Source organism: Streptomyces sp. NPDC005566 (genome assembly GCF_040605575.1).
Classification (GTDB): domain Bacteria; phylum Actinomycetota; class Actinomycetes; order Streptomycetales; family Streptomycetaceae; genus Streptomyces.
Genome location: NZ_JBEXDB010000030.1, coordinates 1 through 25,056 on the forward strand (window position 1 = coordinate 1; position 25,056 = coordinate 25,056).

Genomic DNA, 25,056 nt, shown 5'->3' on the forward strand with positions numbered 1-25,056 from the left:
AATCTGAAGCAGCGGCGGCTGGAGATCGTGTCGTGTCCGTCGTGCGGGCGTGCGCAGGTGGATGTGTACAAGCTCGCGGACCAGGTGAGTGCGGGTCTGGAGGGCATGGAGGTTCCGCTGCGTGTCGCGGTGATGGGCTGTGTGGTGAACGGTCCGGGTGAGGCGCGTGAGGCGGACCTGGGTGTGGCATCCGGCAACGGCAAGGGGCAGATCTTCGTGAAGGGTGAGGTCATCAAGACTGTCCCGGAGTCGAAGATCGTGGAGACCCTCATCGAGGAAGCCATGAAGATCGCGGAGCAGATGGAGAAGGACGGCATCGCCTCCGGCGAGCCCCAGGTCTCCATCGCGGGCTGACCCCACCACTCACTGTGCCCCGCAGGGCCCGCCCTGCGGGGCACAGCCGCGTCCGCGCCCGTTGCCGCACCCGGCCCGCCGGCCTTCGCATCCGGTCGTCCCGTCCCGTGCGGGGGGCGCCCCGCAGCCTTGTTGGGTACAGTGCGGAAATCAGCAGACAGTATGGTGAGGCCCCCAGTGTTGACGCAGACCACTACCCGGGTCCTCGACCCCGGCGAGCTTCCCGCCGCGCTCGCCATCCTCGAGAGCGAACCTGTCGACAACGCCTTCGTGACGTCGCGCGTCCAGGTCGCGGGACTCGACCCCTGGCGCCTCGGCGGCGAGATGTGGGGCTGGTACGCCCACGGCAGGCTGCGCTCCCTCTGCTACTCCGGTGCCAACCTGGTCCCCATCTGCGCGACCCCCGAGGCCGTCAGGGCCTTCGCCGACCGTGCCCGCAGGGCCGGTCGCCGCTGCTCCTCGATCGTCGGCCCCGCCGGGCCCACCGCCCAGCTGTGGCGCCTGCTGGAACCGAGCTGGGGTCCCGCCAGGGAAGTCCGGCCCAACCAGCCCCTCATGGTCACCGAGAGCCCGTCCGCCGAGGTGGCGCCCGACCCGCTCGTGCGCCGCATGCGCAAGGAGGACATCGACGTCCTCATGCCGGCGTGCGTGGCGATGTTCACCGAGGAGGTCGGCATCTCCCCGCTGGCCGGTGACGGCGGGCTGCTCTACCAGGCACGCGTCGCCGAGCTGATCACCACCGGCCGCTCCTACGCCCGCATCGACGACGGCAAGGTCGTCTTCAAGGCGGAGATCGGCGCGGCCACCTCGCGGGCCTGCCAGATCCAGGGCGTCTGGGTCGCCCCCGAATTCAGGGGCCGCGGTCTCTCCGAGACCGGCATGGCGGCCGTCCTGCGCCACGCGCTGGCCGATGTGGCACCGGTCGTCAGCCTGTACGTGAACGACTACAACACCGCTGCACGCAGGGCTTACAGCCGCGTCGGCTTCCGCGAGACCGGTGCGTTCATGAGCGTGCTGTTCTGACCGGGCGGCACGGCCAGTAGGGTTCCCGCATGGCAGCAGCACACCCCGCATCCCCCCGGGGCTCCGGGGCCCCCGGCATCGTCGTCGGTCCGCTCGACCTCGCCGCACGTGTCGATGAGGCTCTGGCCGTGCAGGCCGTCGCCTTCGGGCTCTCCCAGGACGAGATCGACGTACGCCGCCACATCGTGCTCAGACACCTCGACCACCCGCAGGCCCGCGCCCTCGGCGCCACGACCCCTGCCGGGCGGCTCGTCGGATTCGTCTACGGGCTGCCGAACAACCGGGCCCACTGGTGGTCCACCGTCGTCGAGCCGTATCTGCGCGCCACGGGCTCCTCGGAATGGCTCGACGACTCGTTCGTGATCACCGAACTCCATGTCCACCCGGAGTTCCAGCAGCGCGGCCTCGGCCGCAGCCTGATCACCACCATCACCGACGCCGTCGACCTGCCCCGGTCCATCCTCTCGGCGATCGACACGGAGAGCCCCGCACGCGGCCTCTACCGCGCCCTCGGCTACCAGGACCTGGCCAGGCAGGTGCTCTTCCCCAGCGCACCCAAGCCCTACGCGGTGATGGGCGCGCCCCTTCCGCTGCGCCGCCGATAGCGAATCGATTTCCGCCCGCGCGTGCCGCCCCGCTAACCTCGGCCTCATCACCCTTCCGAGCAGGAGTTCATCATGGCCCAGGTCCAGCGCATGTCCCGATTGATGATCAAGACACTGCGCGATGACCCGGCCGACGCCGAGACGCTCAACCACAAGCTCCTCGTCCGGGCCGGATACGTACGCCGCACCGCCGCCGGAATCTGGTCCTGGCTCCCGCTCGGCAAGAAGGTCCTGGAGAACATCACCCGCGTCGTCCGCGAGGAGATGGACGCCATCGGCGGCCAGGAGGTCCTGCTGCCCGCGCTCCTCCCCAAGGAGGCGTACGAGGCGAGCGGCCGGTACGACGAGTACGGCGACCTGCTGTTCCGGCTCAAGGACCGCAAGGGTGCCGACTACCTCCTCGGCCCCACCCACGAAGAGGTCTTCACCCAGATCGTCAAGGACATGTGCTCGTCCTACAAGGACCTGCCCGTGATCCTCTACCAGATCCAGACCAAGTACCGCGACGAGGCCCGTCCCCGCGCCGGTGTGCTGCGCGGCCGTGAGTTCCAGATGAAGGACTCGTACTCCTTCGACACCACGGACGAGGGTCTCGCCGAGGCGTACCGGCTCCACCGTGCCGCGTACATCCGGATCTTCGAGCGCCTCGGCCTCGACCACCGCATCGTCTCGGCCGTCTCCGGAGCCATGGGCGGCTCGGCGTCCGAGGAGTTCCTGGCGCCCGCCCCGGCCGGTGAGGACACCTTCGTCGACTGCCCGAACTGCGACTACGCCGCCAACACGGAGGCCGTGACCTTCAAGGCCACGCCCGTCGACGGTTCCGCGGTCGCCCCCGTCGAGGAACTGGACACCCCCGACACCCCGACCATCGAGACCCTCGCCGCCCACCTCGGCGTCCCGGCCTCCGCCACCCTGAAGAACCTCCTGGTCAAGGTCGACGGCGAGATCGTGGCCGTGGGCGTGCCCGGCGACCGCGAGGTCGACCTCGGCAAGCTCGGCGAACACCTCGCCCCCGCCGTCGTCGAGCTCGTCACCGCCGAGGACTTCGTGGGCCGCCCCGACCTGGTGCGCGGCTACGTCGGCCCGCAGGGCCTGGAGAAGGTCCGCTACATCGCCGACCCCCGCATCACCTCCGGTACCGCCTGGATCACGGGCGCCAACAAGGAGGGCAAGCACGCGAAGAACGTCGTCGCGGGCCGCGACTTCGAGGTCACCGACTACCTCGACGTCGTCGTCGTCGAGGCGGGCGACCCCTGTCCGGAGTGCGGCACCGGCCTCCAGGTGGACCGCGCCATCGAGATCGGCCACATCTTCCAGCTCGGCCGCAAGTACGCCGACATCTTCAACCTCGACGTCCTCGGCCAGCAGGGCAAGCCCGTCCGCGTCACGATGGGCTCGTACGGCATCGGTGTCTCCCGCGCGGTGGCCGCACTCGCCGAGCAGACCGCCGACGACAAGGGCCTGTGCTGGCCCCGCGAGATCGCCCCGGCCGACGTGCACGTCGTCGCCGCGGGCAAGGCGCTCCAGACCGAACTGGCCCTCGAGGTCTCCGAGAAGCTGAACGCCGCGGGCCTGCGCGTCCTGGTCGACGACCGCGCGGGAGTCTCGCCCGGCGTCAAGTTCACCGACTCCGAGCTCATCGGTGTCCCGAAGATCCTCGTCGCCGGGCGCCGTTCGGCCGAAGGCGTCCTGGAGCTGAAGGACCGCCGCACGGGCGAGCGCGAGGAGCTCACCGTCGACGAGGCGGTCGCCCGCCTGACCGACCAGGGCTGATCCGCGCCGCACCCCGCAGACACACGGGAGGCCCCCACCGGGTGGGGGCCTCTCGCGTACGTACGGGGTCGTTACAGCCAGCCCGCGAACTCCAGGGTCAGCTCGCCGTCCTGCCGACGCCCCACCGTCAGCGCACGGGTGCCCGACTCCACGGCCCGGAACAGCGTCCAGCCGTGCAGCCGTGCCTGGTCCAGCTCCAGCGACTCCGCGAGCTTCTTGATCCGTCGACGGGCCGTCACCGCGCCGCCGGGCGAGGCGATCAGGTCCTCGACCCGGTCGCGCACGAGCCGCGCGAGGTCGTAGGCGCGCTCGCCCACCAGCGGCTCGGGGCCCACCGCCAGCCATGGGGCACGCTCACCGGACAGCACCTTGCTCTGCCGGAAGTTGCCGTGCAGCAGGAGGGTTTCGGGGGAGTGCGCGACCAACTCCTCGCGGGCCGCCAGCGCGGCCGCGACCAGCCCCGCGAGCTCCGGTTCGGCCGCTGCGGCCTCCCGCATCGGCTCCGACTGCCGGGCGGTACGTTCCGCGACGGTCTCGAAGGGGTGCCCGGCAGGCGGGTCGATCCACAGCCGCCGTACGGTGCCCGAGGCCTCCAGCAGAGCCTTCGCCTCAGGAAGGGAACGCAGGGACACCTCGTGGTGCAGCCGCTCCAGCAGCAGGCTGTCACCCGCCGCCGCGCCGCCTTCGGGGGTCAGGAGCTGCACCGCACCCCAGCCGTTCCAATGGGCGAGCGCGGCCCGCTCCAGCGAGGGCGCGGCACCGGGCGGCGCGATCTTCAGCACGGCGGGTGTGCCGTCCGGCCGGTGCACGAGGAGGGCGAGGCTGCTGCGGCCGCCCGGGGCCACGACCCGGTCGGGCGAGACATGGTGACCCGCTGCGGACAGCGCCTCCTCGGTGCGTGCGGGAAGCTGCGCGAGCCATTCGGCGGCGGCCGCGTCCCCGTACGTCTCGCCGAGCGCTCGCACCAGCCGCTGCGGCGGTTCGTAACCCATACGTGCCCAGTTCCCTTTCAGAGCTTTCTCAGTGCGTGACAGCCGCGGCGCCGGCCTCGGCGGTCTCGTCCGACGGGCGTGCGGCGGCCTTCTCGGCGAGCCCAGGAAAGGCTACGCCGGTGCCGCGCCAGCGCACCGACCGCACGGCGGCCTCCCGCAGGGCAGCTGCGGCTTCCTGCCGCAGGGGCCCGTGGGCGGCGCGTACGAGATCGGAGTAGACGCCCGCGATCCGGTCCTCCAGCAGGGCGGCGAGCCGCACCGCCGCCGCCGGATCCCGTACCGCGAACGGCAGAGCGTACGCGGCGTCGGCCGCCACCGGAGCACCGCCCAGGTCGCGGACCCTGCGTACCAGGGCGTCGCGCCGGGCCCGGTGGGCGTCGAAGGCTGCCGTGGCCTCGGTACGGCGGCGGCCCTCCAGGCGGCCGCCCAGCACCCCGTACCCGTACACGGCGGCATGCTCGGCGGCGAGCGCGGCCTGCGCCGCCGGCAGGGTCATCCGCCCGGCGTCGCCCGTCTGCCCTTCGGTCTGCCCGGCCTCTTCGGTCATGTCGAGGACTCCTTGGCCAGTTCGGTCAGCAGATATGCGTGGGCCGCACCGGCTGCGGCGACCGAGGCCAGCAGTCTGGCCAGCTCCGGCCCGGCCGTCAGGAGGGTCCTGGTGTGGGCGTCGGCCACGCGCCGTTCCTCGGCCGCCAGCGCCTGCAGCGCGGCCTTCGCGTCGGTGGCGGGGGCCGTCGGTGCCGGCTGGGCGGTGCCCTTCGGCGGGCCTCCCAGGGCCGATGTGTGCGCCTGCACCGCGGACCGCAGCGGGGCGAGTCGGGCCGTGGTCCCCGGGTGGGCGGTCACGACCTGGTCGTACCGGGCGAGCAGAGCGGAACTGGTGCGGGCGGCGGCCGCCCGCAGTGCCGTCTGCTTGCGGGCCGTCGCGGCCCGGGCGTCGGCACTCGCGTTCCCCCGTTGCCCGCCGGAGTCCTCGTCGGACCCGCAGCCGGTCAGTGCCGCACCCAGTGCGAGCGCTCCGGTAGCGGTGAGCGCACTCCTGCGCGTCGTCCCCGTGCGCCGCACTTGTCTCCTTCGGGCCTGGTTTGTGACCAATTCTGTCCTGAAGTGATCACTGCAGGCGAGCGTACCCGCGGACAGGCGGGAGGCGGACGGCAACACCCCTGCGGACCGGATACCCTTTGACCAGACACGCGACGATCCCCACAACAGCACACGCGGCCGAGGAGTCACCCGGATGAGCACCACCCAGAGCGAGAGGCTGCGCGCACTGATCGATCCGCTCGTCAGCGCCGAGGACCTGGACCTCGAGGAGATCGAGGTGTCCCGGGCAGGCCGCCGCCGGGTGCTGCGGGTCATCGTGGATTCCGAGGACGGCGTGGAGCTCGACGCGTGCGCCGAGCTGAGCCGCGCGATCTCCGAAAAGCTCGACGAGACCGACGCGATGGGTGAGGGCGAGTACGTCCTCGAAGTGAGCTCTCCGGGCGCCGACCGCCCGTTGACCGAGCACCGCCACTACGTACGCGCCATCGGCAGGCTGGCGAAACTGAGCCTGAACGACGGCGACGAGCTGGTGGCCCGCATCCTCGCAGTCGACGACGAGGGGCTCGATCTCGAAGTGCCGGGCGTCAAGGGCCGTAAGCCCACGTCGCGCCGGATCGCCTTCGACGAGATCGCCAAAGCGCGCGTGGAGATCGAATTCAACCGCAAGGACAAGAAGGAAGAGGAGGCGTAGCCGTGGACATCGATGTGAAGCTTTTGAAGGGCTTGGCGCAGGACAAGGAGATCCCCTTCGACGTGCTCGTCGGGGCGATCGAGGCAGCCCTCCTCATCGCGTACCACCGCACCGACGGCAGCCACCGCCGGGCGCGGGTCGAGCTGAACGAGCGCGGCCACGTGACGGTGTGGGCCAAGGAGGACCCGGCAGACCTCGAAGAGGGCCAGGAACCCAAGGAGTTCGACGACACCCCGTCCGGCTTCGGCCGCATCGCGGCGACCACCGCCAAGCAGGTCATCCTGCAGCGCCTGCGCGACGCCGAGGACGACAAGACGTTCGGCGAGTACGCGGGCCACGAGGGCGATGTCGTCACCGGCCTGGTCCAGCAGGGCAAGGACCCGAAGAACGTCCTCGTCGACATCGGCAAGATGGAAGCGATCCTGCCGGTGCAGGAGCAGGTGCCCGGCGAGGAGTACAAGCACGGTCTGCGGCTGCGCACGTACGTCGTACGGGTAGCCAAGGGCGTGCGCGGTCCGTCCGTGACCCTGTCGCGGACCCACCCCAACCTGGTGAAGAAGCTCTTCGCGCTGGAGGTCCCGGAGATCGCGGACGGTTCGGTGGTCATCGAGGCCATCGCCCGCGAGGCCGGTCACCGCAGCAAGATCGCCGTACGGTCCACCCGGGCCGGGCTCAACCCCAAGGGCGCCTGCATCGGCCCGATGGGCAGCCGTGTGCGCAATGTCATGGCCGAGCTGCACGGCGAGAAGATCGACATCGTGGACTGGTCGGACGACCCGGCCGAGATGGTCGCCAACGCGCTGTCACCCGCTCGGGTGAGCCAGGTCGAGGTCGTGGACCTCGCCGCACGCTCCGCCCGGGTCACCGTGCCGGACTACCAGCTGTCGCTGGCGATCGGCAAGGAGGGGCAGAACGCCCGCCTGGCGGCCCGCCTCACCGGCTGGCGCATCGACATCCGCCCGGACACCGAGACCGACGCCGAGCGGGACGTCGCCGACCGTGAGCGCGCCGAGCGCGCCCGGGAGCGGTCCGAGCGCGGCTGATCCGTCCGCCCCGGGGGTCCCGGGGCGGTCCCAGGGAATAGATCAAGGCGCCCTGCCGCTGAGATCACGACAACATCCGTTCGATTTTTGCCCCCAAGGGGTGAGGTCGGTACGGGGAGGTAGACTTAAACGTGTCTGGCCGGACGCACGCCCGCGCTTGCCCCGAACGAACCTGTGTGGGATGCCGGGAGCGAGCGGCCAAGAGCGAGTTGCTGCGCATCGTGGTGGACGAGGGTGAAGTTGTCCCTGATCCACGCGGTACGCTGCCCGGCCGGGGTGCGTACGTGCACCCGGTCTCTGTCTGTCTCGACCTGGCGGTCCGCCGCCGGGCATTCCCCCGGGCCTTCAAGGCCAAGGGGCCGTTCGATTCCGCGGCACTGCAGCGGTTCGTCGAGCGGGTGACACCGTAAGAAAAGTGAACGGCACGGGTCCCCGTGCGGTCAGGTACCTCGCGAGTTGGAAGTAGGTCGAGATTGCGATGAGCACTCGATGAGTACGCGATGAGTACGCCCATGAAGTAGCGACGGTCCGGCGGTAACCCGGACCTAAAAGGAGCGAAGTGGCTAAGGTCCGGGTATACGAACTCGCCAAGGAGTTCGGGGTTGAGAGCAAGGTCGTCATGGCCAAGCTCCAAGAACTCGGTGAATTCGTCCGTTCGGCGTCCTCGACGATCGAGGCGCCGGTTGTACGCAAATTGACTGACGCACTGCAGGGTCCCGGTGGCAACGCCGGCAAGTCCGCTGCAAAGCCTGGCGCGCCCCGCAAGGCCGCCCCCGTGAAGCCCGCAGCGCCCTCCCCGGCCGCTGCGGCACGTCCTGCTGCTCCGAAGCCCGGCGCACCGGCCCCCAAGCCGGCCGCTGCCGAGGCCCCGGCGAGCAGCACCCCCGCAGCACCTTCCGCGCCGTCTGCGGGCCCCCGTCCGGGTCCGAAGCCCGCGCCCAAGGCTGCCCCGGTCACCCCGGTGCCCGCCGCCGAGTTCTCGGCACCGGCACCGGCCCAGCCGGCCGCACCCCAGCAGCCGCAGGCCCCGCGTCCCGCGGGTGCCACCCCCGGCCCCCGCCCCGCCCGTCCGGCTCCGGCCGGCGGCCAGCGTGACGGTGGCCGCGGTGGCGAGCGTGGTGGCGAGCGCGGCGGCGACCGTCCGGCACGTCCCGCAGGCCAGGGCGCACCCCGCCCCGGCGGCGCGCGTCCGGCGGGTCCCCGTCCGGGTAACAACCCGTTCACCTCCGGCGGCTCCACCGGCATGGCGCGCCCCGGCGCGCCCCGTCCCGGCGGCGCCCCGCGTCCCGGCGGTCAGGAGCGCCCCGGCGCTCCGCGTCCGCAGGGCGGCACGGGCGGCCCCGGTGGCGCACCGCGCCCGCAGGGTCAGGGTGGTGCCCGTCCGTCTCCGGGCGGCATGCCCCGTCCGCAGTCCCCGCGTCCCGGCGGTGCCCCCGCCGGTAACCGCCCGAACCCCGGCATGATGCCGCAGCGTCCCGCCGCGGCCCCGCGTCCCGGTGGTGGCCCCGGCGGCGGCCGTGGTCCCGGTGCCGGTGGCGGTCGCCCCGGTGGCGCCGGCGGCGCAGGTCGTCCCGGTGGCGGCGGCTTCGCCGGCCGTCCGGCCGGTCCCGGTGGTGGCGGCGGCGGCTTCGCCGGCCGTCCCGGTGGCGGCGGTGGCGCTCCCGGTCGTCCGGGTGGTGGCGGCGGCTTCGGCGGTCGTCCCGGCTTCGGTGGACGTCCCGGCGGCCCGGGTGCCCGTGGTGGCACACAGGGTGCGTTCGGCCGTCCCGGCGGTCCCGCGCGTCGTGGCCGTAAGTCGAAGCGGCAGAGGCGCCAGGAGTACGAGTCGATGCAGGCCCCGTCGGTGGGCGGCGTCATGCTGCCCCGCGGCAACGGGCAGGCTGTCCGGCTGTCTCGCGGTGCTTCGCTCACGGACTTCGCGGAGAAGATCAACGCGAACCCGGCGTCGCTCGTCGGCGTGATGATGAACCTCGGCGAGATGGTCACTGCCACGCAGTCCGTCCCCGACGAGACGCTGAAGATGCTCGCGGACGAGATGAACTTCGTCCTGGAGATCGTCAGCCCCGAGGAGGAGGACCGCGAGCTGCTCGAGTCCTTCGACATCGAGTTCGGCGAGGACGAGGGCGGCGAAGAGGCCCTGGTCTCCCGTCCGCCGGTCGTGACCGTCATGGGTCACGTCGACCACGGTAAGACCCGGCTGCTGGACGCGATCCGCAAGACGAACGTCATTGCGGGCGAGGCCGGCGGTATCACGCAGCACATCGGTGCGTACCAGGTCGGCGCCGAGGTCAATGGCGAGGACCGCAAGATCACCTTCATCGACACCCCGGGTCACGAGGCGTTCACCGCCATGCGTGCACGTGGTGCGAAGTCCACCGACATCGCGATCCTCGTGGTGGCGGCGAACGACGGTGTGATGCCCCAGACGATCGAGGCGCTGAACCACGCCAAGGCGGCCGACGTGCCGATCGTGGTCGCGGTCAACAAGATCGACGTCGAGGGTGCCGACCCGGTCAAGGTGCGCGGTCAGCTCACCGAGTTCGGTCTGGTGGCCGAGGAGTACGGCGGCGACACGATGTTCGTCGACATCTCCGCCAAGCAGGGCCTCAACATCGAGGCTCTTCTGGAGGCCGTCGTCCTCACCGCCGACGCCTCGCTCGACCTGCGGGCCAACCCGGAGCAGGACGCGCAGGGTATTGCGATCGAGTCCCACCTCGACCGCGGTCGCGGTGCCGTCTCGACCGTCCTGGTCCAGCGCGGAACGCTGCGCATCGGTGACACGGTGGTCGTCGGCGACGCGTACGGCCGTGTCCGGGCGATGCTCGACGACAATGGTCAGAACGTCCAGGAAGCGGGTCCGTCGACCCCCGTCCTGGTCCTGGGTCTCACCAACGTCCCGGGTGCCGGCGACAACCTTCTGGTGGTCGACGAGGACCGTACGGCCCGTCAGATCGCCGAGAAGCGTGCCGCCCGTGAGCGCAACGCCAACTTCGCCCGCAAGGGTGTCCGGTTCTCCCTGGAGAACCTGGACGAGGCGCTCAAGGCCGGTCTGGTCCAGGAACTCAACCTCATCATCAAGGGCGACGCGTCCGGTTCGGTGGAGGCGCTCGAGTCCTCACTGCTCCAGCTCGACGTCGGTGAAGAGGTTGACATCCGGATCCTGCACCGCGGTGTGGGTGCGGTCACCGAGTCGGACATCAACCTGGCGACCGGCTCCGACGCCATCGTGATCGGCTTCAACGTGCGCGCCGCAGGGCGTGCCGAGCAGATGGCCGACCGCGAGGGCGTGGACGTCCGGTACTACTCGGTCATCTACCAGGCGATCGAAGAGATCGAAGCGGCCCTCAAGGGCATGCTCAAGCCGGAGTACGAAGAGGTCGAGCTCGGTACGGCGGAGATCCGCGAGATCTTCCGCTCGTCCAAGCTGGGCAACATCGCCGGTGTGCTGGTCCGGTCCGGCGAGGTCAAGCGCAACACCAAGGCGCGCCTGCTGCGCGATGGCAAGGTCATCGCGGAGAGCCTCAACATCTCCGGTCTGCGCCGCTTCAAGGACGACGTCACCGAGATCCGCGAAGGCTACGAGGGCGGTATCAACCTCGGAAACTTCAACGACATCAAGATCGACGACGTCATCGCGACGTACGAGATGCGCGAGAAGCCGCGAGGCTGATCCACAAAGGATTCCCGGGGGGAGACCCCCGGGAATCCCGCAGCACGGTCGGGGCCGGTCGACGGGTCGTATTTCCGTCGATCGGCCCCGGCCGTTCCGTGTACGGTTCTTGTGTCCCTGCCAAGCGATGGCGGGGCGCGAACCCGAACCGGCGGGACATCCGGACATACATGTATGTGGGGACACTGTCCTTCGACCTCCTCCTCGGCGACGTACGGTCGCTGAAGGAGAAACGCTCCATCGTCCGTCCGATCGTCGCCGAGATCCACCGCAAGTTCGGGGTGAGTGTCGCGGAGACGGGCGGCCAGGACCTCCACCGCAGGGCCGAGATCGGCCTTGCCGTGGTCTCCGGGGACACCGGACACCTCACAGACGTACTGGACCGGTGCGAGCGCATGATCGCGGGCCGGCCGGAAGTGGAGCTGCTGTCCGTACGACGGCGGCTGCACAACGACGAAGACGATTGAGCACGTATCAGAAGGAGACGGACCAGTGGCCGACAACGCGCGGGCAAAGAAACTGGCGGACCTCATCCAGGTGGTGGTCGCCGAGAAACTGCAGCGCGGTATCAAGGACCCGCGTCTGGGCACGCACGTGACCATCACGGACACCCGGGTCACCGGCGACCTGCGGGAGGCCACGGTCTTCTACACGGTCTACGGCGACGACGAGGAGCGGGCGTCCGCGGCGGCCGGGCTGGAGAGCGCCAAGGGCATCCTGCGCTCGGCGGTCGGTGCTGCGGCGGGGACGAAGTTCACCCCGACCCTGGCCTTCGTCGCCGACGCCCTGCCGGACAACGCCAAGGCGATCGAGGACCTGCTCGACCGGGCCAGGGCCTCTGACGCCAAGGTCCGCGAGGCATCCTCCGGCGCCAGGTACGCCGGTGACGCGGACCCGTACCGCAAGCCCGAGGACGAGGACGACGAGTCCGGCGAGAACGGCGAGGGCTCACCTTCCGCATGACGCAGAACAAAACGCCGGACGGCCTTGTCATCGTCGACAAGCCGTCCGGCTTCACTTCGCACGACGTCGTGGCTAAGATGCGCGGCATCGCCCGGACCCGGCGGGTCGGCCATGCCGGCACCCTGGACCCGATGGCGACCGGCGTCCTCGTGCTCGGCGTCGAGAAGGCCACCAAGCTCCTCGGCCACCTCGCACTGACCGAGAAGGAGTACCTCGGTACGATCCGGCTCGGCCAGGACACCGTCACCGATGACGCGGAGGGCGAGATCACCTCGTCCACCGACGCCTCGGGCGTGACCCGTGAGGGCATCGACGCCGGTGTCGCCGCACTGAGCGGCGCGATCATGCAGGTGCCGTCCAAGGTCAGCGCCATCAAGATCGACGGCAAGCGCTCCTACGCCCGCGTGCGCGGCGGCGAGGAGTTCGAGATCCCGGCCCGCCCGGTGACCATCTCCTCCTTCCGCGTCTACGACGTGCGCGAGGCGGTGGCCGAGGACGGGACACCCGTCGTCGACCTGGTCGTCTCGGTCGTCTGCTCCTCGGGCACGTACATCCGGGCCCTGGCGCGTGACCTCGGTGCCGGACTCGGCGTCGGCGGGCACCTGACGGCGCTGCGGCGCACCCGCGTCGGCCCGTACGGGATCGACGCGGCCAGGACGCTCGACCAGCACCAGGAGGAACTGGTCGTCATGCCGGTCGCCGAGGCAGCCGCTTCGGCGTTCCCCCGCTGGGACGTGGACGAGAAGCGGGCCAGGCTGCTGCTCAACGGCGTGCGGGTCGACATGCCCGCGTATCCGCCGGGCCCGGTCGGGGTCTTCGGGCCCGACGGGACGTTCCTGGTGCTCGTCGAGGAGCAGAAGGGCAAGGCCAAGAGCCTCGCCGTCTTCGCCTGACAGCGCATGGGGACCGGTCGGTCCCATCGTGGAGCGGGCAGACCCCCCGGTGCCCGCTCCACGATCCCCCTCCGGGGACCATCCCTGTCCAACCGAACCCGTGGATTCACCCCAATGGACGGGCGCTCGGAGTGACTGAGGGGTGTGAGGGGGGCGCTTTCGCCCCCTGCGCTTCTCGTCCTGATCACCCGAGATCTACCGTCGGACCATGGGCAGCGGGGACCGGTCGAAACTGGTAAGAATCTGCGATCAGGCCGGCCGGCCGCGGGGAACCGGATTCGTCGCGGACGACCGCGGCACGGTCGTCACCGGACATCAGGCCGTCGCCTCCTGCGAACCCCTGGTGCTGCACGGCGCGGACGGCCGGACCTGCCCCGCGGGAACCGGCGACATCACCGCTCTGCCCGCCCTCGGTCTCGCGCTGCTGCACACCGGCGGACCCGAAGTCCTCGGTGTGGAACCCCTCCCCATCGCCGCACGCGGCCGCGTCGGGACAGGCACCTACGTGCGGATCGCCGCCCACGGCTGGCGGGAGGCGCGCGTACTCGGCACGACCCCGGCGACGTACGACGAGGGGGGACGCAGCCACCGGCCGGTCGCCGCGATGGAACTGGCCCTCGGTACGGACGGACGCGACGCGCTGCGGTCGGGGGGCGCCGCCGTGGGCGGGCCCGTCACCGACCCGGACACCGGCGCCGTCCTGGGCGTGCTCTCCACCGCGCTGCGGGCGGAGCACGAGGCGGCCGGGCTCGCGGTGCTCCTCCCCGGCCCGGACCACGGCCACGGCGGACCGCTGGAGGAACTGCTGCGGCGCAACGCGAGTGGTGTCCCCGGGTACGGGTGCGACCTCAACCTGGCGGGGGCCCTGCAACTGACCGCGACCTCGCTCGGCTCCGCCGGACGTCCGGACGGTACCCAGGCCGTCGAACGTCCGCACATCACCGACGAGTTCACCGCCTTCGAGTCGGGCACGGGACCGGTACTCGGCGTCGTGGGGGCACCCGGCACGGGGCGGACCACGGAGCTGGCGGCCCTCGCCGCCCGCCGTTCCCGCGGTCAGGTACCCGCCCTCACCATCTGGCTGCGCGGCGCCGATCTCCTGGCCGAGGACACCTCGGTCGCGGACGCGATCACCCGTGCGCTGCGGCGTTCCGGACGGATCATCTCAGCGGCCGGGGCACGGGGCGACATGACGACGGCCACTCCCGAGCGGGTGGCCCGCCTCGCCGGGGCCTCCGGCAATCCGCTGCTCGTCGTCGTGGACGGCCCCGAGGAGATGCCGCCGCTGCTGGCCCACCGGCTCGCCGAATGGACCCGCGGGACGGTGGACTGGCTGCGCAGCCACGGGGTGCGGATGGTCGTCGCCTGCCGCCCCGAGCACTGGGAGACCGCGGGCGCGCTGTATCCGCCGGACGTCCTGCACGGCCCGCAGCGGCCCGCCCGCCGGCTGCCGTCCGCCGTGCGCCTGGGCGACCTGACCGCGGAGCAGGCCGAACGGGCCAGGGAGCGGTACGACATCCCGCCGGACGCGATCGCACCGGGGCACGACCGCCACCCGCTGACCCTGCGGCTGCTCGCCGAGGTGCGGGGCGCGCTGCCGCCCGACGTACCGGGCAGGCCCGGCACCGAGGAGGTCTTCGCGGCCTGGCTGGACCTCGCCTGTGTCCGGATCGCCGTCCGCATCGGCGCGGAGGCCGAACCACGGCTCCGGGGCACCGCGGTCCGCAGGCTGGCCGCGAAGGTGGCGGGACAGGTCCACGAAGCGGCCCGGCGCTGCCTCGGGCCGGGGCAGGGGGAGCTGGACCGGGCGACGTTCGAGGAGATCTTCCCGTGGCGTACGGGGTGGGCCCCGGCGGTCCTCACCGAAGGGCTCCTCGTACCGGCGGGCGCGGGCTACCGCTTCGCCCACGAAGAGCTGGGCGACTGGGTGCAGGGTGCCCACCTGGACCTGGACGCCGCACTGCGCTCCCTGGTCCACCGCTGGCACACCGGAGAAGCGCCCGCACCCTCCCGGACGGACGCACAGCGGTCCGGGGCGCCGCCGGAACCCTCCGGGGCCGCCGGACCCCGCAACCTACCCGTACCGCGCCATCGCATCGGCCCGGTGATCCAGGCGATGCTCCTGCTGGGGCGCCGCCAGGGGAGCGCTGCGCTGGCGCACCGGATGGCCGATCTGATCGAGGCGACGGACCGTCTTGCGGCCGGTGCCGAGCCCGGCGACGCCTCATCCGCCCGGCATGCCAACGCCGTGTGGTGGGCGGCCCACCTGCTCGGGGAGAGCCTGCTCAGAGTGCCCGACGCCCGGCCGTACCTCGGGGTGCTGCGCGTACTCACCGGACGGATCACCCGGCGGCCCCAGGGTGCCGGTCCCTACGCCGAATTCGGGCCGTGGTTCTGGCGAAGGCTCAGGCTGCCGGAGGAGGACCGGATCGACCTGCTCCGCCGCCTCCTGCCGGCCGACGGTGCCCCGCGCGCCGATGGCGCCCCGCGCGCCGATGGCGCCTCGCGCGCCGACGGGGACGAGCGGTATCTGGACGCCGTGGCCCGGCGGCTCATCGCGAACCCGCAGACGGTGCAGGCGCTGCTCTGCCGCTGGTTCACCGACGAGAGCCCGCTGCCCGCCGAGGAGGGCAGGCCGGTCCGGCTCACCGTGGCCGCGGCCGCACAGGCCCTGCTGTACGCCCGCCGCGACCTCGCCGTCGACGACCTGACCGAAGCGCTGGTGGACACCTCCCACCCGCGCGCCGCCGAACTGCTCACCGCCCTCGCCGAGGACGAACCGTCCGCCCTCTGCAGGGCCGTCGACCGCTGGGCGCGCGACGAGGACCGGCCCGCGCGCCGGGCGGCCGCAGCCGTCCACGCCACGCTCACCGCCGCCCTGGCCACCTCGGACGCCGACCGGGCCCTGCTGCGCGGCGCGGCGCTCACCCTGCTCGCCCGCGCCGGCGACACCGCCCTGCACGCTCCGGCGCTCACCCTGCTCGTCAGGGATCCGCAGACCCGGATCCGCTATCTGCCGCAGGCCCTGCGGGTCTTCGCCGCCGGGGACCCCAGGCTGCCCGTGGCCCTGCTTGCCGAGGTGTTCCCCGAGCATCCGGAGCCGGTGCTCGCCGCGCTGCGTGCGCGCCTCGCGGTGCCCGGGGACGCGGCCGACGAGGTCCTGGGAGCGCTGGCCGGCCTGGACACACCCGCCCTCGCCCTGCACGCCCCCGGCCTCGTACGGCAGTACATCGACAACCACCCCGGGCGCGGGGCACAGGCCGCCGCCTATGTGGAGCGCAGGCTGGAACACAGCCCGGCCGCCCGGGCCCTGCTGCTGCCCCTGGTGACCGGGCTGCTGCGGGACCGCCCCGCGCCCGCGCCGGTACGCGCCGCGCTGGCCCGGGTGCTCGCCGCACCGGGCAGCACCGGGTCCAGGCCCCTGCGGTCCGAGCTGCTGGAAGTGCTGCTGGACTTCGAACAGGACACCGGGAGGGACCCCGCGGTGCTCGATGCCCTGCTGCGGGCCGCCGCAGCGGGTTCCGGCAGACGCCCCGAGGCCCGTACGAGGGCGCTGGTGCACCGCACCGGGATGCTCCTGGTGCGGACGCCCGAGGGAGCTGCCCGCTTCGACCGCGGGTTGGTCGAGCTCGCCCGCGAGGTACCCGGATTCGCCGGGCTCGTCACCCGGTGGCTGGCCGACGCCCCCCAGGAGTGGGCCGCCGTCGTGGGACCCAGCGCCCGGCGGACGGTGGAGGGCCTGGAGAGATCACAGCCCGGGATGCCGATGCCGATGCAGGCCGTGGGACGTGAGCATGGCAGTCTTAGACCTGCGTAATGGACATACACACGTACACAGGTTCGGGCGAGGAGCGGTCACAGTGCAGCGCTGGCGTGGCTTGGAGGACATCCCCGAGGACTGGGGACGCAGCGTCGTCACCATCGGCTCCTACGACGGGGTGCACCGCGGACACCAGCTGATCATCGGCCGGGCCGTGGAGCAGGCGCGCGCGCTCGGCATTCCGTCCGTCGTCGTCACCTTCGACCCGCACCCCAGCGAGGTCGTACGCCCCGGCAGCCACCCGCCGCTGCTCGCCCCGCACCACCGGCGTGCCGAGCTGATGGCGGACCTCGGGGTGGACGCGGTGCTGATCCTGCCGTTCACCACCGACTTCTCGAAGCTGGCGCCCGCCGACTTCATCGTGAAGGTGCTCGTCGACAAGCTGCACGCGCAACTGGTCATCGAGGGTCCGAACTTCCGCTTCGGACACCGGGCGGCCGGCAACGTCGCGCTGCTCACCGAGCTCGGTGAGACGTACGACTACCGCGTCGAGGTCATCGACCTCTTCGTGAGCGGTGAGGCGGGTGGCGGCGAGCCCTTCTCCTCCACCCTGACCCGCCGGCTGATCGCCGAGGGCGATGTGGCGGGGGCCGCCGAGATCCTCGGCCGCCCGCACCGCGTCGAGGGCATCGTCGTGCGCGGCGCGCAGCGCGGCCGCGAGCTCGGTTTCCCGACGGCGAACGTGGAGACCCTGCCGCACACCGCCATCCCCGCCGACGGCGTCTACGCGGGCTGGCTGACGGTGAACGGCGAGGCCATGCCCGCCGCGATCTCCGTCGGTACGAACCCGCAGTTCAACGGCACGGAGCGAACCGTCGAGGCGTACGCGATCGACAGGGTCGGCCTCGACCTGTACGGGCTGCACGTGGCGGTGGACTTCCTCTCGTACGTACGCGGCATGCTGAAGTTCGACTCCATCGACGACCTGCTCGTCGCGATGGCCGCCGACGTGAAGCGCTCCAGCGAGCTGATCGCCGCCTACGAGCGGGCCTGACACCTGCCTCCTGCGGTGCGCGCGCCGTCCCACCGAGGCATCGTCGGGGTAGGACCCGTCGAGCCGGGAGGACGTCCGCACCGTGCGTGAACTGCTGTCGGAACTGCGTGACTGGCACGACTCCGGTACGCCCTTCGCCCTGGCCACGGTCGTGGCGGTGCGGGGCAGTGCGCCGCGTGCCGCCGGCGCGGCGATGGCGGTGACCGCCGACGGAAGAGTGGTCGGCAGCGTCTCCGGAGGGTGCGTCGAGAGCGATGTGTACGAGGTGGCCACCGAGACACTCGCCACCGGCGGCCCCCAGCTGCGGACGTACGGCATCAGCGACGACGAGGCCTTCGGCGTCGGACTGACCTGCGGCGGCACGATCGACGTCCTGGTACAGCCCTACCTCACGGCGGACGACAGGGACCGGCTGCGCGAGCTCGTCGACACCGTCGCCGCCGGGGAACGGGTCGCGGTCGCGACCGTGGTGTCCGGAGCGGCGCCCACCGGCGCCCGCCGGGTGGTCCTGGCCGACCGCGTCACGGGCTCGCTCGGCAGCGAGGGGCTCGACGTCGCGGTCACCGACGACGCGCGCGGGCTGCTCGCCCAGGGAGCCACCGGAACCCACCGGTACGGCGCGCACGGCGAGCGCCGCATGGAGGACGTGACCGTCTTCGTCCAGACGTATGCGCCCGCACCCCGCATGCTCGTCTTCGGGGCCATCGACCACGCGGCCGCCACGGCGAGGATCGGCTCCTTCCTCGGCTACCGGGTGACGGTGTGCGACGCCCGCCCCGCCTTCGCCACCCGGGAGCGCTTCCCCACGGCCGACGAGGTCGTCTGCGCCTGGCCGCACACCTATCTGGAGTCGACCGAGGTGGATGCGCGCACGGTCGTCTGCGTGCTGACGCACGACCCGAAGTTCGACGTGCCCCTGCTGGCCGCAGCGCTGCGCACACCTGCCGCGTACATCGGCGTGATGGGCAGCAGACGCACCCACCAGGACCGGATCGCCCGGCTGCGTGAGGCCGGTGTGGACGAGGCGGGACTGGCCCGCCTCGCCTCACCCGTGGGCCTGGACCTCGGAGCCCGCACGCCGGAGGAGACGGCCGTCTCCATCGCCGCCGAGATCATCCAGCACCGCTGGGGCGGAACGGGCCGCCCGCTGGGCGAGCTGACCGGGACGATCCACCACCACCGGCCCTGACCCCCTCCCGGGGATGCCGTCACACGCCCGCCGGGCTCGCTGCGGTCGCCGCCGCCCAGTGGCACGCCACCTGCGTCCGGCCGCCGCCCTCCAGCACCGGCAGATCCTTCGTACGGCACGCGTCCGCGACCCCCGCACGCTCCGCCTCGCCCGAGGCCAGGACCTGGCAGCGGGCATGGAACCGGCAGCCCGCGGGCACCCTCGACGGGTCCGGCGGCTCCCCGGTCAGGATCACCGGATCGCCGTCCGCCTCCGGCAGCACCGACAGCAGCGCCTGGGTGTACGGGTGCCGGGGTGCCGTGAGGATCTGCTCCACGTCGCCCGTCTCGACGATCCGGCCCAGATACATCACCGCCACACGGTCCGCGATGTTCCACGCCAGACCCAGATCGTGCGTGACCACCAGCGCCGACAGGCCCAGCTCGTCGCGCAGCCGCAGCAGAAGCGCCAGGATCTCGCCGCGCACGGACGCGTCCAGCGAGGCCACGGGCTCGTCCGCGACGATGAGCTCCGGCTCCAGCACCAGAGCGCCCGCGATCACGACGCGCTGGCGCTGGCCGCCGGACAGTTCGTGCGGGTACCGCAGGAAGAACCGCTCCGGGGGCCGCAGCCCCGCCCGCGCCAGCGCCCCTGCCACGGCCGCCTGTTCGTCGCCCGCGTACCCGTGGATGCGCAGGCCCTCCGCCACCGCGTCGTAGACCGTGTGGCGCGGATTGAGGGACCCGCTGGGATCCTGCAGCACCAGCTGCACCCGCTTGCGGTACGCCTTGAGGGCCCGACCCGCGTAGTCCAGCGGCTTGCCGCCGAACGTGACCCGGCCGGACGTGGGCGGTACGAGGCCCAGCAGCGAGCGGGCCAGCGTCGTCTTGCCGCAGCCCGACTCGCCGACCAGAGCGACGATCTCGCCGGGCCGGATGTCGAGGTCGACCCCGTCGACGGCGCGTGCCGTCGCCGCCCCGCGCCGGCCCGGGAAGGTGACCTTCAGAGCCTCCGCACTGAGCAGCGGAGCCGGGGGAGTGGTGGTCATGACGTGCTCCTTGCCTTGTCGGCGCCGTCCTGCGGGCCGGGCGCCGTGACGGCACCGGGCTCCACCAGCACACAGGCCGCACGCCGGTCCTGCCCCGCGTCCCGCAGTTCCTGGTCCTCGGTGGCGCAGGAGTCCAGCGCCACCGGGCAGCGCGGGTGGAACGTGCACCCGGACGGCAGCGCCGACGGGTCCGGCGGGTCGCCCGGCAGACCGCGCGGCGCGTGCCGGGAGGAGAGGTCACCGATCCGCGGGAAGGCGGCCGACAGTGCGTTGCCGTAGGGATGCCTGGCGTTCTCGTACACCTGCTTGGCGGGCCCCTCCTCGACGATCCGGCCCGCGTACATCACGGACAGGCGGTCGCAGGTGTCGGAGAGCACCGCCAGGTCATGGCTGATCATGATGAGGCCGAGGTCCTGGTCGGCGACGAGCTGCTCGATCAGCCGCAGGATCTGCGCCTGGATCATCACGTCGAGGGCGGTGGTCGGCTCGTCGGCGATGATCAGCCGCGGGTCGCAGGCCAGCGCCATGGCGATCATCACGCGCTGGCGCTGCCCGCCGGACAGCTCGTGGGGATAGGCGTCCGCCCGTGCGGCGGGAAGTCCCACCTGTTCCAGCAGTTCGCCGGCCCGTTTGTGCGCGGCGGCCGGGGTGGCCTTCCTGTGCAGCAGGATCGGCTCGGCGATCTGGTCCCCGATCCGGTGCACGGCGTTCAGCGAGTGCATCGCGCCCTGGAAGACGATCGACGCCCCCGCCCAGCGCACGGCGCGCAGCCGGCCCCACTTCATGGCGAGGATGTCCTCGCCGTCCAGCAGGATCTCACCGCTCAGGGTCGCGGACGCCGGCAGCAGCCGCAGCAGCGCGAGCGCCAGCGTCGACTTCCCGCAGCCGGACTCCCCGGCGATGCCGAGCTTCTGGCCCGCCTCGACCCGCAGGTCGACGCCGCGTACGGCGGGGACGGCCGAGTCTCCCGTGCCGTAGGTGATGTGCAGGTTCCTGACGTCGAGCAACGGCTGCCGGGTCTCCGGCTCCGTCACGGTCTCTGTCTTCACAGCGGTCAACGGGTCACCCCCAGCTTGGGGTTGAGCACGGACTCGATCGTGCGGCCGCACAGCGTGAACGCGAGGGCGACGACCGCGATGGCGAGTCCGGGCGGAGCGAGGTACCACCAGTTGCCGGAGCTGACCGCTCCGGCCTCACGGGCGTCCTGGAGCAGCCCGCCCCAGGAGACGATCGTCGGATCGCCGAGCCCGAGGAAGGCGAGGGTCGCCTCGGTGAGGATGGCCGTGGAGATCACCAGCGTGGTCTGTGCGAGCACCAGCGGCATCACGTTGGGCAGCACATGACGGGACATGATGTGGCCGTGGCCGCCGCCGAGGGCCTTGGAGCGCTCGATGTACGGACGGGACTCCACGGACAGCGTCTGCGCGCGGACCAGCCGCGCGGTCGTCGGCCAGGTCGTCACGCCGATGGCGAGGATCGTCGTCCAGACCGACCGCGACAACACCGTCGCCAGAGCGATGGCCAGCACCAGGGTCGGCATCACCAGGAACCAGTCGGTGATCCGCATGACGACGTTCCCGTACCAGCCCTTGAAGTGACCGGCCGTGATGCCCACCAGGGTCCCGATGGCCACCGAGAGGAACGCCGCGAGCAGGCCGACGGTCAGCGAGACCCGCGTCCCCCACACGAGCAGGGCCAGCAGACTGCGGCCGAACTGGTCCGTGCCGAGAGGGAACTCGGCGCTCGGCGACTCCAGAGGACCGCCCGGCGCCTGGGTGACGCTCTGCGAGTCCGCTCCCACCAGCAGCGGGGCGAACAGCGCGATGAGCGCGATGACCGCGAGCACGGCGAGGCCGGCGAGGCCGGCCCGGTGGCTGCGGTACTCGCGCCAGAAGCGGGCGGTGGCGACGCGCCTGCGGGTCCAGGTGAGGGCACGCGGGCTGGTGGTCTTCACCGCGTCGGTCGTGGTCGTCATCGGCCCACCCGGGGATCGAGGAGCGGATAGATCACATCGGCGAGCGTGTTCATCAGGATCACCGCGGCGGCGAAGACGAAGAACAGCGCCTGCACCAGTGGCAGGTCGGGCACGCTCAGCGCCTGGTAGAAGAGCCCGCCGAGGCCGGGCCAGGAGAACACCGTCTCCACCAGGATCGCTCCCGCCACCGTGTTGCCCAGGTTGACGAAGAGCAGGGTCACGGTCGGCAGCATCGCGTTCGGCACTGCATGGCGGCGGCGTACGAGATCGTCGCGCAGCCCCTTCGCCCGTGCCGTCGTCAGGTAGTCGCTGCCCATCTCGTCGAGCAACGAGGAGCGCATCACCAGCAGGGTGCGCGCGTACTCGACGGCGACGAGGGTGACGACCGGCAGCACCAGGTGATGGGCCACGTCGAGGACGTAACCGAAGCCGCTCGAGTTGCCCGATTCCATGCCGCCCGTCGGGAAGAGGCCCGGGATCGGGCCGATGCCCACCGACAGGGTGACGATCAGGAGCAGGCCGAGCCAGAACGACGGCACCGAGTACAGCGTCAGGGCGAAGGCCGTGTGGAAGCGGTCCCCGGCCGAGCCGTTGCGCCAGGCGGACCTGGCACCCAGCCAGATGCCGATCGCCGTGTAGATCACGAAGGCGGTACCGGTGAGCAGCAGCGTCGCGGGCAGCGCCTCGGAGATCTTGTCCATGACGGGCGCGCGGAACTGGTAGGACGTGCCGAAGTCCCCGGTCAGGGCCTTGCCGCAGTACTGGGTGAACTGCTGCCAGAGGGGCAGGTCCAGCCCGAATTCCCGGCGCATCGCGGCGATCTGCTCGGTGGAGACCTGCCGGCCACCCGTCATCTGCTTGACCGGGTCGCCGGGGATCAGGCGGAAGAGGAAGAAGCTGGTGACGAGCACGGCGAACAGCGAAACGGCCGCACCGGCCAGCTTGCCCGCCGCATAACGGAGATAGGCGGTCGTGCTGCGGGCACGCGGACTGCGGGCCGACGGCCCGGCCGGAGCCGGGCCGTCGGTCTGCACAGCGTCCACGCCCGCCGCGCTCTTCAGGAGCGCGGGAGTGCTTTCTGTGCTCATGGACTATTCACGGTCTTCCGCGGTGGAACGACGACGCATGGCGAACAGCAGCCCGCCACCGGCGAGGACGACTACGGCGATCCCGACACCGATGAGGACTCCGGTGGAGCTGCCGCTGTCGCCGGACGAATCGCCCGACGCACCGGCGGCCGGGGCCGCCGACCACCAGCTCCAGTAACCGTCCTGGCCGAAGATGTTCCCCGCATCGGAGGGCATCGTCGTGATGGACTTGATCTGGTCGGTGCGGTAGGCCTCGACAGCATTCGGGTACGCCATGACGTTCATGTACCCCGTGTCGTACAGCCGCGACTCCATCTGCTTGACGAGGTCAGCCCGTTTGGCGGGGTCGTACTCCGCGAGCTGCTTCGCGTAGAGCGCGTCGTACTGCTTGTCGCAGATGAAGTTGTCGGTCGCCGCCGACTCCTTCGCCTTGGACGGGAGCGCGGCGCAGGTGTGGATCGACATCACGAAGTCGGGGTCCGGGTTGACGGACCAACCGTCGAAGGCGAGGTCGTACTCGCCCGCGTACCAGGGGTCGGAGACGTTGTCGCGGCAGTCGACCTTCAGGCCGACCCCGAGGTCGCCCCACCACTCCTGGAGGTACTTGCCGATCGCCTTGTCGTTCGGGTCCGTGGCGTGACACAGGATGCGGAAGTCGAGCGGCTTGCCGTCCTTGCCGGCCCGCTTGCCCGCGCTGTTCTTCTTGTAGCCCGCCTGGTCGAGGAGGGCACCGGCCTTCGCCGGGTCGTAGGCGAGCTTCTGCTCGGCGGTCGGCTTCCAGAAGTACGAGCCGTAGCGGGGCGGGATGTAGCCCTCACCCTCTATGGCGTGGCCCTGGAAGACCTTGTCGATGATGGTCGTGCGGTCGACGGCCATGAAGAGTGCCTGACGGACCTTCTGGTCCAGCAGCGCCGGATGCCCGTCGCCGAACTTCTTGCCGTCCTTGGTCTGCGCGCCGGGGTTGGTGGCCAGCGCGTAGAAGCGCCGGCCCGGGGCGTCGTTCACCTTGATGTTCTCGGCGGTCTTCAGCGAGGCGGCCTGCGCGGGCGTCAGGCTCGGGCTGCCGGCGACGAAGGAAACTTCACCCTTTCGGAGGGCTGCGACGGCTGCGTCCTGGTCCTTGTAGTACCGGAAGACGAGCTCGTCGAACTTGGGCGCGCCGCGCCAGAAGTCCTTGTTGGCCTTCAGCTTCACATAGCTGTCGACCTTGTAGTCCGTCAGGATGAAGGGCCCGTTGCCGACGATCGGGAACTTCGTGTCGTTGTTGAACTTGGAGAAGTCGCCGACCTTCTCCCACACGTGCTTGGGGACGATGGGCACGTCCAGCGCCGTCATCGTGGCCTGAGGCTGCTTCAGCACTATGACCAGCTTGTCCGGGCTCGGTGCGGTCACCGTCTTGAAGTTGCCGACGAAACTGCCGTTCGAGGTGGCTGCTCCCTCGTCGGTCATCATCTTGTTGAAGGTCCAGGCCGCGTCCTCGGCGGTCGCTTTCTCACCGTCCGACCACTTCGAGTCGTCCCGGATGGTGTACGTCCACGTCAGCTTGTCCGCCGAGGCCTCCCACTTGGTGGCGAGCGCGGGGATCGTGTGGCTGTCCTTGGCGTCGTAGTTGGTGAGGTAGTCGTACATCAGCCGGTGGATGCTCGTGGAGAGCAGCCGCTGGGCGAGGAACGGGCTCAGGGAGTCGACGCTCTGTGCGACCGCGACCGTGAGGGTCGACTTGCCGTCGGCCTGTGCCTCCTGCGGGGCCGGGCCGACCGGGTTCCCGGGGACGACCGATCCGGCGGCCAGCGCGAAGGCGGCGGCCCCGGAGGCGAGAAGGATACGCAGGCGGCCGCGTGGGCGGGGGGAGCGTGGTGGGAATCTTGTGACCATGGACGTGGACCTCGCGTCATGACTCGCACGGTGAAGG

The 25,056-nt window shown here is 71.5% G+C and carries 22 protein-coding genes; 14 read left to right on the plus strand and 8 right to left on the minus strand.

Annotated elements, in window-relative coordinates:
• From ABZS61_RS32580 to ABZS61_RS32595, 4 genes are all read left to right on the plus strand, one after another.
• Window positions 1-354 (plus strand): flavodoxin-dependent (E)-4-hydroxy-3-methylbut-2-enyl-diphosphate synthase (locus ABZS61_RS32580; RefSeq protein ID WP_356429386.1); only part of this gene is annotated, 354 nt, incomplete at its 5' end.
• A gap of 162 nt (window positions 355-516) precedes the next feature.
• Window positions 517-1,377, plus strand: coding sequence for a GNAT family N-acetyltransferase (locus ABZS61_RS32585; RefSeq protein ID WP_356429389.1), 861 nt, complete (start codon window positions 517-519; stop codon window positions 1,375-1,377).
• A 29-nt stretch (window positions 1,378-1,406) separates the two neighbouring features.
• Window positions 1,407-1,982 (plus strand): GNAT family N-acetyltransferase, encoded by a 576-nt coding sequence (locus ABZS61_RS32590; RefSeq protein WP_356429392.1) that lies wholly within the window; start codon window positions 1,407-1,409, stop codon window positions 1,980-1,982.
• A gap of 72 nt (window positions 1,983-2,054) precedes the next feature.
• Window positions 2,055-3,755: a proline--tRNA ligase gene (locus tag ABZS61_RS32595; protein WP_356429395.1), complete on the plus strand. Its 1,701-nt coding sequence runs from the start codon at window positions 2,055-2,057 to the stop codon at window positions 3,753-3,755.
• A gap of 71 nt (window positions 3,756-3,826) precedes the next feature.
• On the opposite strand, the gene ABZS61_RS32600 is transcribed toward ABZS61_RS32595, so the two are convergent.
• Genes ABZS61_RS32600 through ABZS61_RS32610 form a run of 3 tightly spaced genes read right to left on the minus strand, consistent with a single transcriptional unit; the run spans window position 3,827 to window position 5,812 of the window.
• On the minus strand, window positions 3,827-4,747 hold the full coding sequence (locus tag ABZS61_RS32600; RefSeq protein WP_356429398.1) for an aminoglycoside phosphotransferase family protein: 921 nt from the start codon (window positions 4,745-4,747) through the stop codon (window positions 3,827-3,829).
• Between the two features lie 28 nt (window positions 4,748-4,775).
• Complete coding sequence (locus ABZS61_RS32605; protein WP_356429400.1) at window positions 4,776-5,294, minus strand: ferritin-like domain-containing protein; 519 nt, start codon at window positions 5,292-5,294, stop codon at window positions 4,776-4,778.
• Window positions 5,291-5,812 (minus strand): hypothetical protein, encoded by a 522-nt coding sequence (locus tag ABZS61_RS32610; RefSeq protein ID WP_356429403.1) that lies wholly within the window; start codon window positions 5,810-5,812, stop codon window positions 5,291-5,293. The genes ABZS61_RS32605 and ABZS61_RS32610 overlap by 4 nt, the downstream gene beginning before the upstream one ends.
• A gap of 172 nt (window positions 5,813-5,984) precedes the next feature.
• On the opposite strand from ABZS61_RS32610, the gene rimP reads away from it, so the two are divergent.
• From rimP to ABZS61_RS32660, 10 genes are all read left to right on the plus strand, one after another.
• Complete coding sequence (rimP, locus tag ABZS61_RS32615; RefSeq protein WP_356429406.1) at window positions 5,985-6,482, plus strand: ribosome maturation factor RimP; 498 nt, start codon at window positions 5,985-5,987, stop codon at window positions 6,480-6,482.
• Between the two features lie 2 nt (window positions 6,483-6,484).
• Window positions 6,485-7,525 carry a transcription termination factor NusA gene (gene nusA, locus ABZS61_RS32620; protein ID WP_329206849.1) on the plus strand — a complete coding sequence of 347 codons (1,041 nt, stop codon included), beginning with the start codon at window positions 6,485-6,487 and terminating at the stop codon, window positions 7,523-7,525.
• Between the two features lie 131 nt (window positions 7,526-7,656).
• Window positions 7,657-7,935, plus strand: a complete 279-nt coding sequence (locus ABZS61_RS32625; protein WP_329206847.1) for a YlxR family protein — start codon at window positions 7,657-7,659, stop codon at window positions 7,933-7,935.
• A gap of 149 nt (window positions 7,936-8,084) precedes the next feature.
• On the plus strand, window positions 8,085-11,195 hold the full coding sequence (infB, locus tag ABZS61_RS32630) for a translation initiation factor IF-2 (RefSeq protein ID WP_356429411.1): 3,111 nt from the start codon (window positions 8,085-8,087) through the stop codon (window positions 11,193-11,195).
• Between the two features lie 170 nt (window positions 11,196-11,365).
• Window positions 11,366-11,662 (plus strand): DUF503 domain-containing protein, encoded by a 297-nt coding sequence (locus ABZS61_RS32635; RefSeq protein ID WP_356429414.1) that lies wholly within the window; start codon window positions 11,366-11,368, stop codon window positions 11,660-11,662.
• Window positions 11,663-11,687: 25 nt separating this feature from the next.
• The gene (rbfA, locus tag ABZS61_RS32640) at window positions 11,688-12,158 is read left to right on the plus strand and encodes a 30S ribosome-binding factor RbfA (RefSeq protein WP_356429416.1); all 471 of its coding nucleotides are present in this window, start codon (window positions 11,688-11,690) and stop codon (window positions 12,156-12,158) included.
• Complete coding sequence (truB, locus tag ABZS61_RS32645) at window positions 12,155-13,051, plus strand: tRNA pseudouridine(55) synthase TruB (protein WP_329206841.1); 897 nt, start codon at window positions 12,155-12,157, stop codon at window positions 13,049-13,051. The genes rbfA and truB overlap by 4 nt, the downstream gene beginning before the upstream one ends.
• A 208-nt stretch (window positions 13,052-13,259) precedes the next feature.
• Window positions 13,260-16,868, plus strand: a complete 3,609-nt coding sequence (locus ABZS61_RS32650) for a serine protease (RefSeq protein WP_356429420.1) — start codon at window positions 13,260-13,262, stop codon at window positions 16,866-16,868.
• A 43-nt stretch (window positions 16,869-16,911) separates the two neighbouring features.
• Complete coding sequence (locus ABZS61_RS32655; protein ID WP_356429423.1) at window positions 16,912-17,865, plus strand: bifunctional riboflavin kinase/FAD synthetase; 954 nt, start codon at window positions 16,912-16,914, stop codon at window positions 17,863-17,865.
• Window positions 17,866-17,947: 82 nt separating this feature from the next.
• On the plus strand, window positions 17,948-19,054 hold the full coding sequence (locus ABZS61_RS32660; RefSeq protein ID WP_356429426.1) for an XdhC/CoxI family protein: 1,107 nt from the start codon (window positions 17,948-17,950) through the stop codon (window positions 19,052-19,054).
• A 19-nt stretch (window positions 19,055-19,073) separates the two neighbouring features.
• On the opposite strand, the gene ABZS61_RS32665 is transcribed toward ABZS61_RS32660, so the two are convergent.
• Genes ABZS61_RS32665 through ABZS61_RS32685 form a run of 5 tightly spaced genes read right to left on the minus strand, consistent with a single transcriptional unit; the run spans window position 19,074 to window position 25,019 of the window.
• Window positions 19,074-20,081, minus strand: coding sequence for an ABC transporter ATP-binding protein (locus ABZS61_RS32665; RefSeq protein WP_356429429.1), 1,008 nt, complete (start codon window positions 20,079-20,081; stop codon window positions 19,074-19,076).
• The gene (locus ABZS61_RS32670; protein ID WP_356429432.1) at window positions 20,078-21,139 is read right to left on the minus strand and encodes an ABC transporter ATP-binding protein; all 1,062 of its coding nucleotides are present in this window, start codon (window positions 21,137-21,139) and stop codon (window positions 20,078-20,080) included. Before ABZS61_RS32670 ends, ABZS61_RS32665 begins: the two co-directional genes overlap by 4 nt.
• A complete protein-coding gene (locus ABZS61_RS32675) occupies window positions 21,136-22,056 on the minus strand; it encodes an ABC transporter permease (protein ID WP_356429435.1) in 921 nt (306 codons plus the stop codon). The genes ABZS61_RS32670 and ABZS61_RS32675 overlap by 4 nt, the downstream gene beginning before the upstream one ends.
• Entirely contained in the window at window positions 22,053-23,144 is a 1,092-nt protein-coding gene (locus tag ABZS61_RS32680; protein ID WP_356429438.1) for an ABC transporter permease, read from the minus strand. Before ABZS61_RS32680 ends, ABZS61_RS32675 begins: the two co-directional genes overlap by 4 nt.
• A gap of 3 nt (window positions 23,145-23,147) precedes the next feature.
• Window positions 23,148-25,019, minus strand: coding sequence for an ABC transporter substrate-binding protein (locus ABZS61_RS32685; RefSeq protein WP_356429441.1), 1,872 nt, complete (start codon window positions 25,017-25,019; stop codon window positions 23,148-23,150).
• Window positions 25,020-25,056 lie beyond the last annotated feature (37 nt).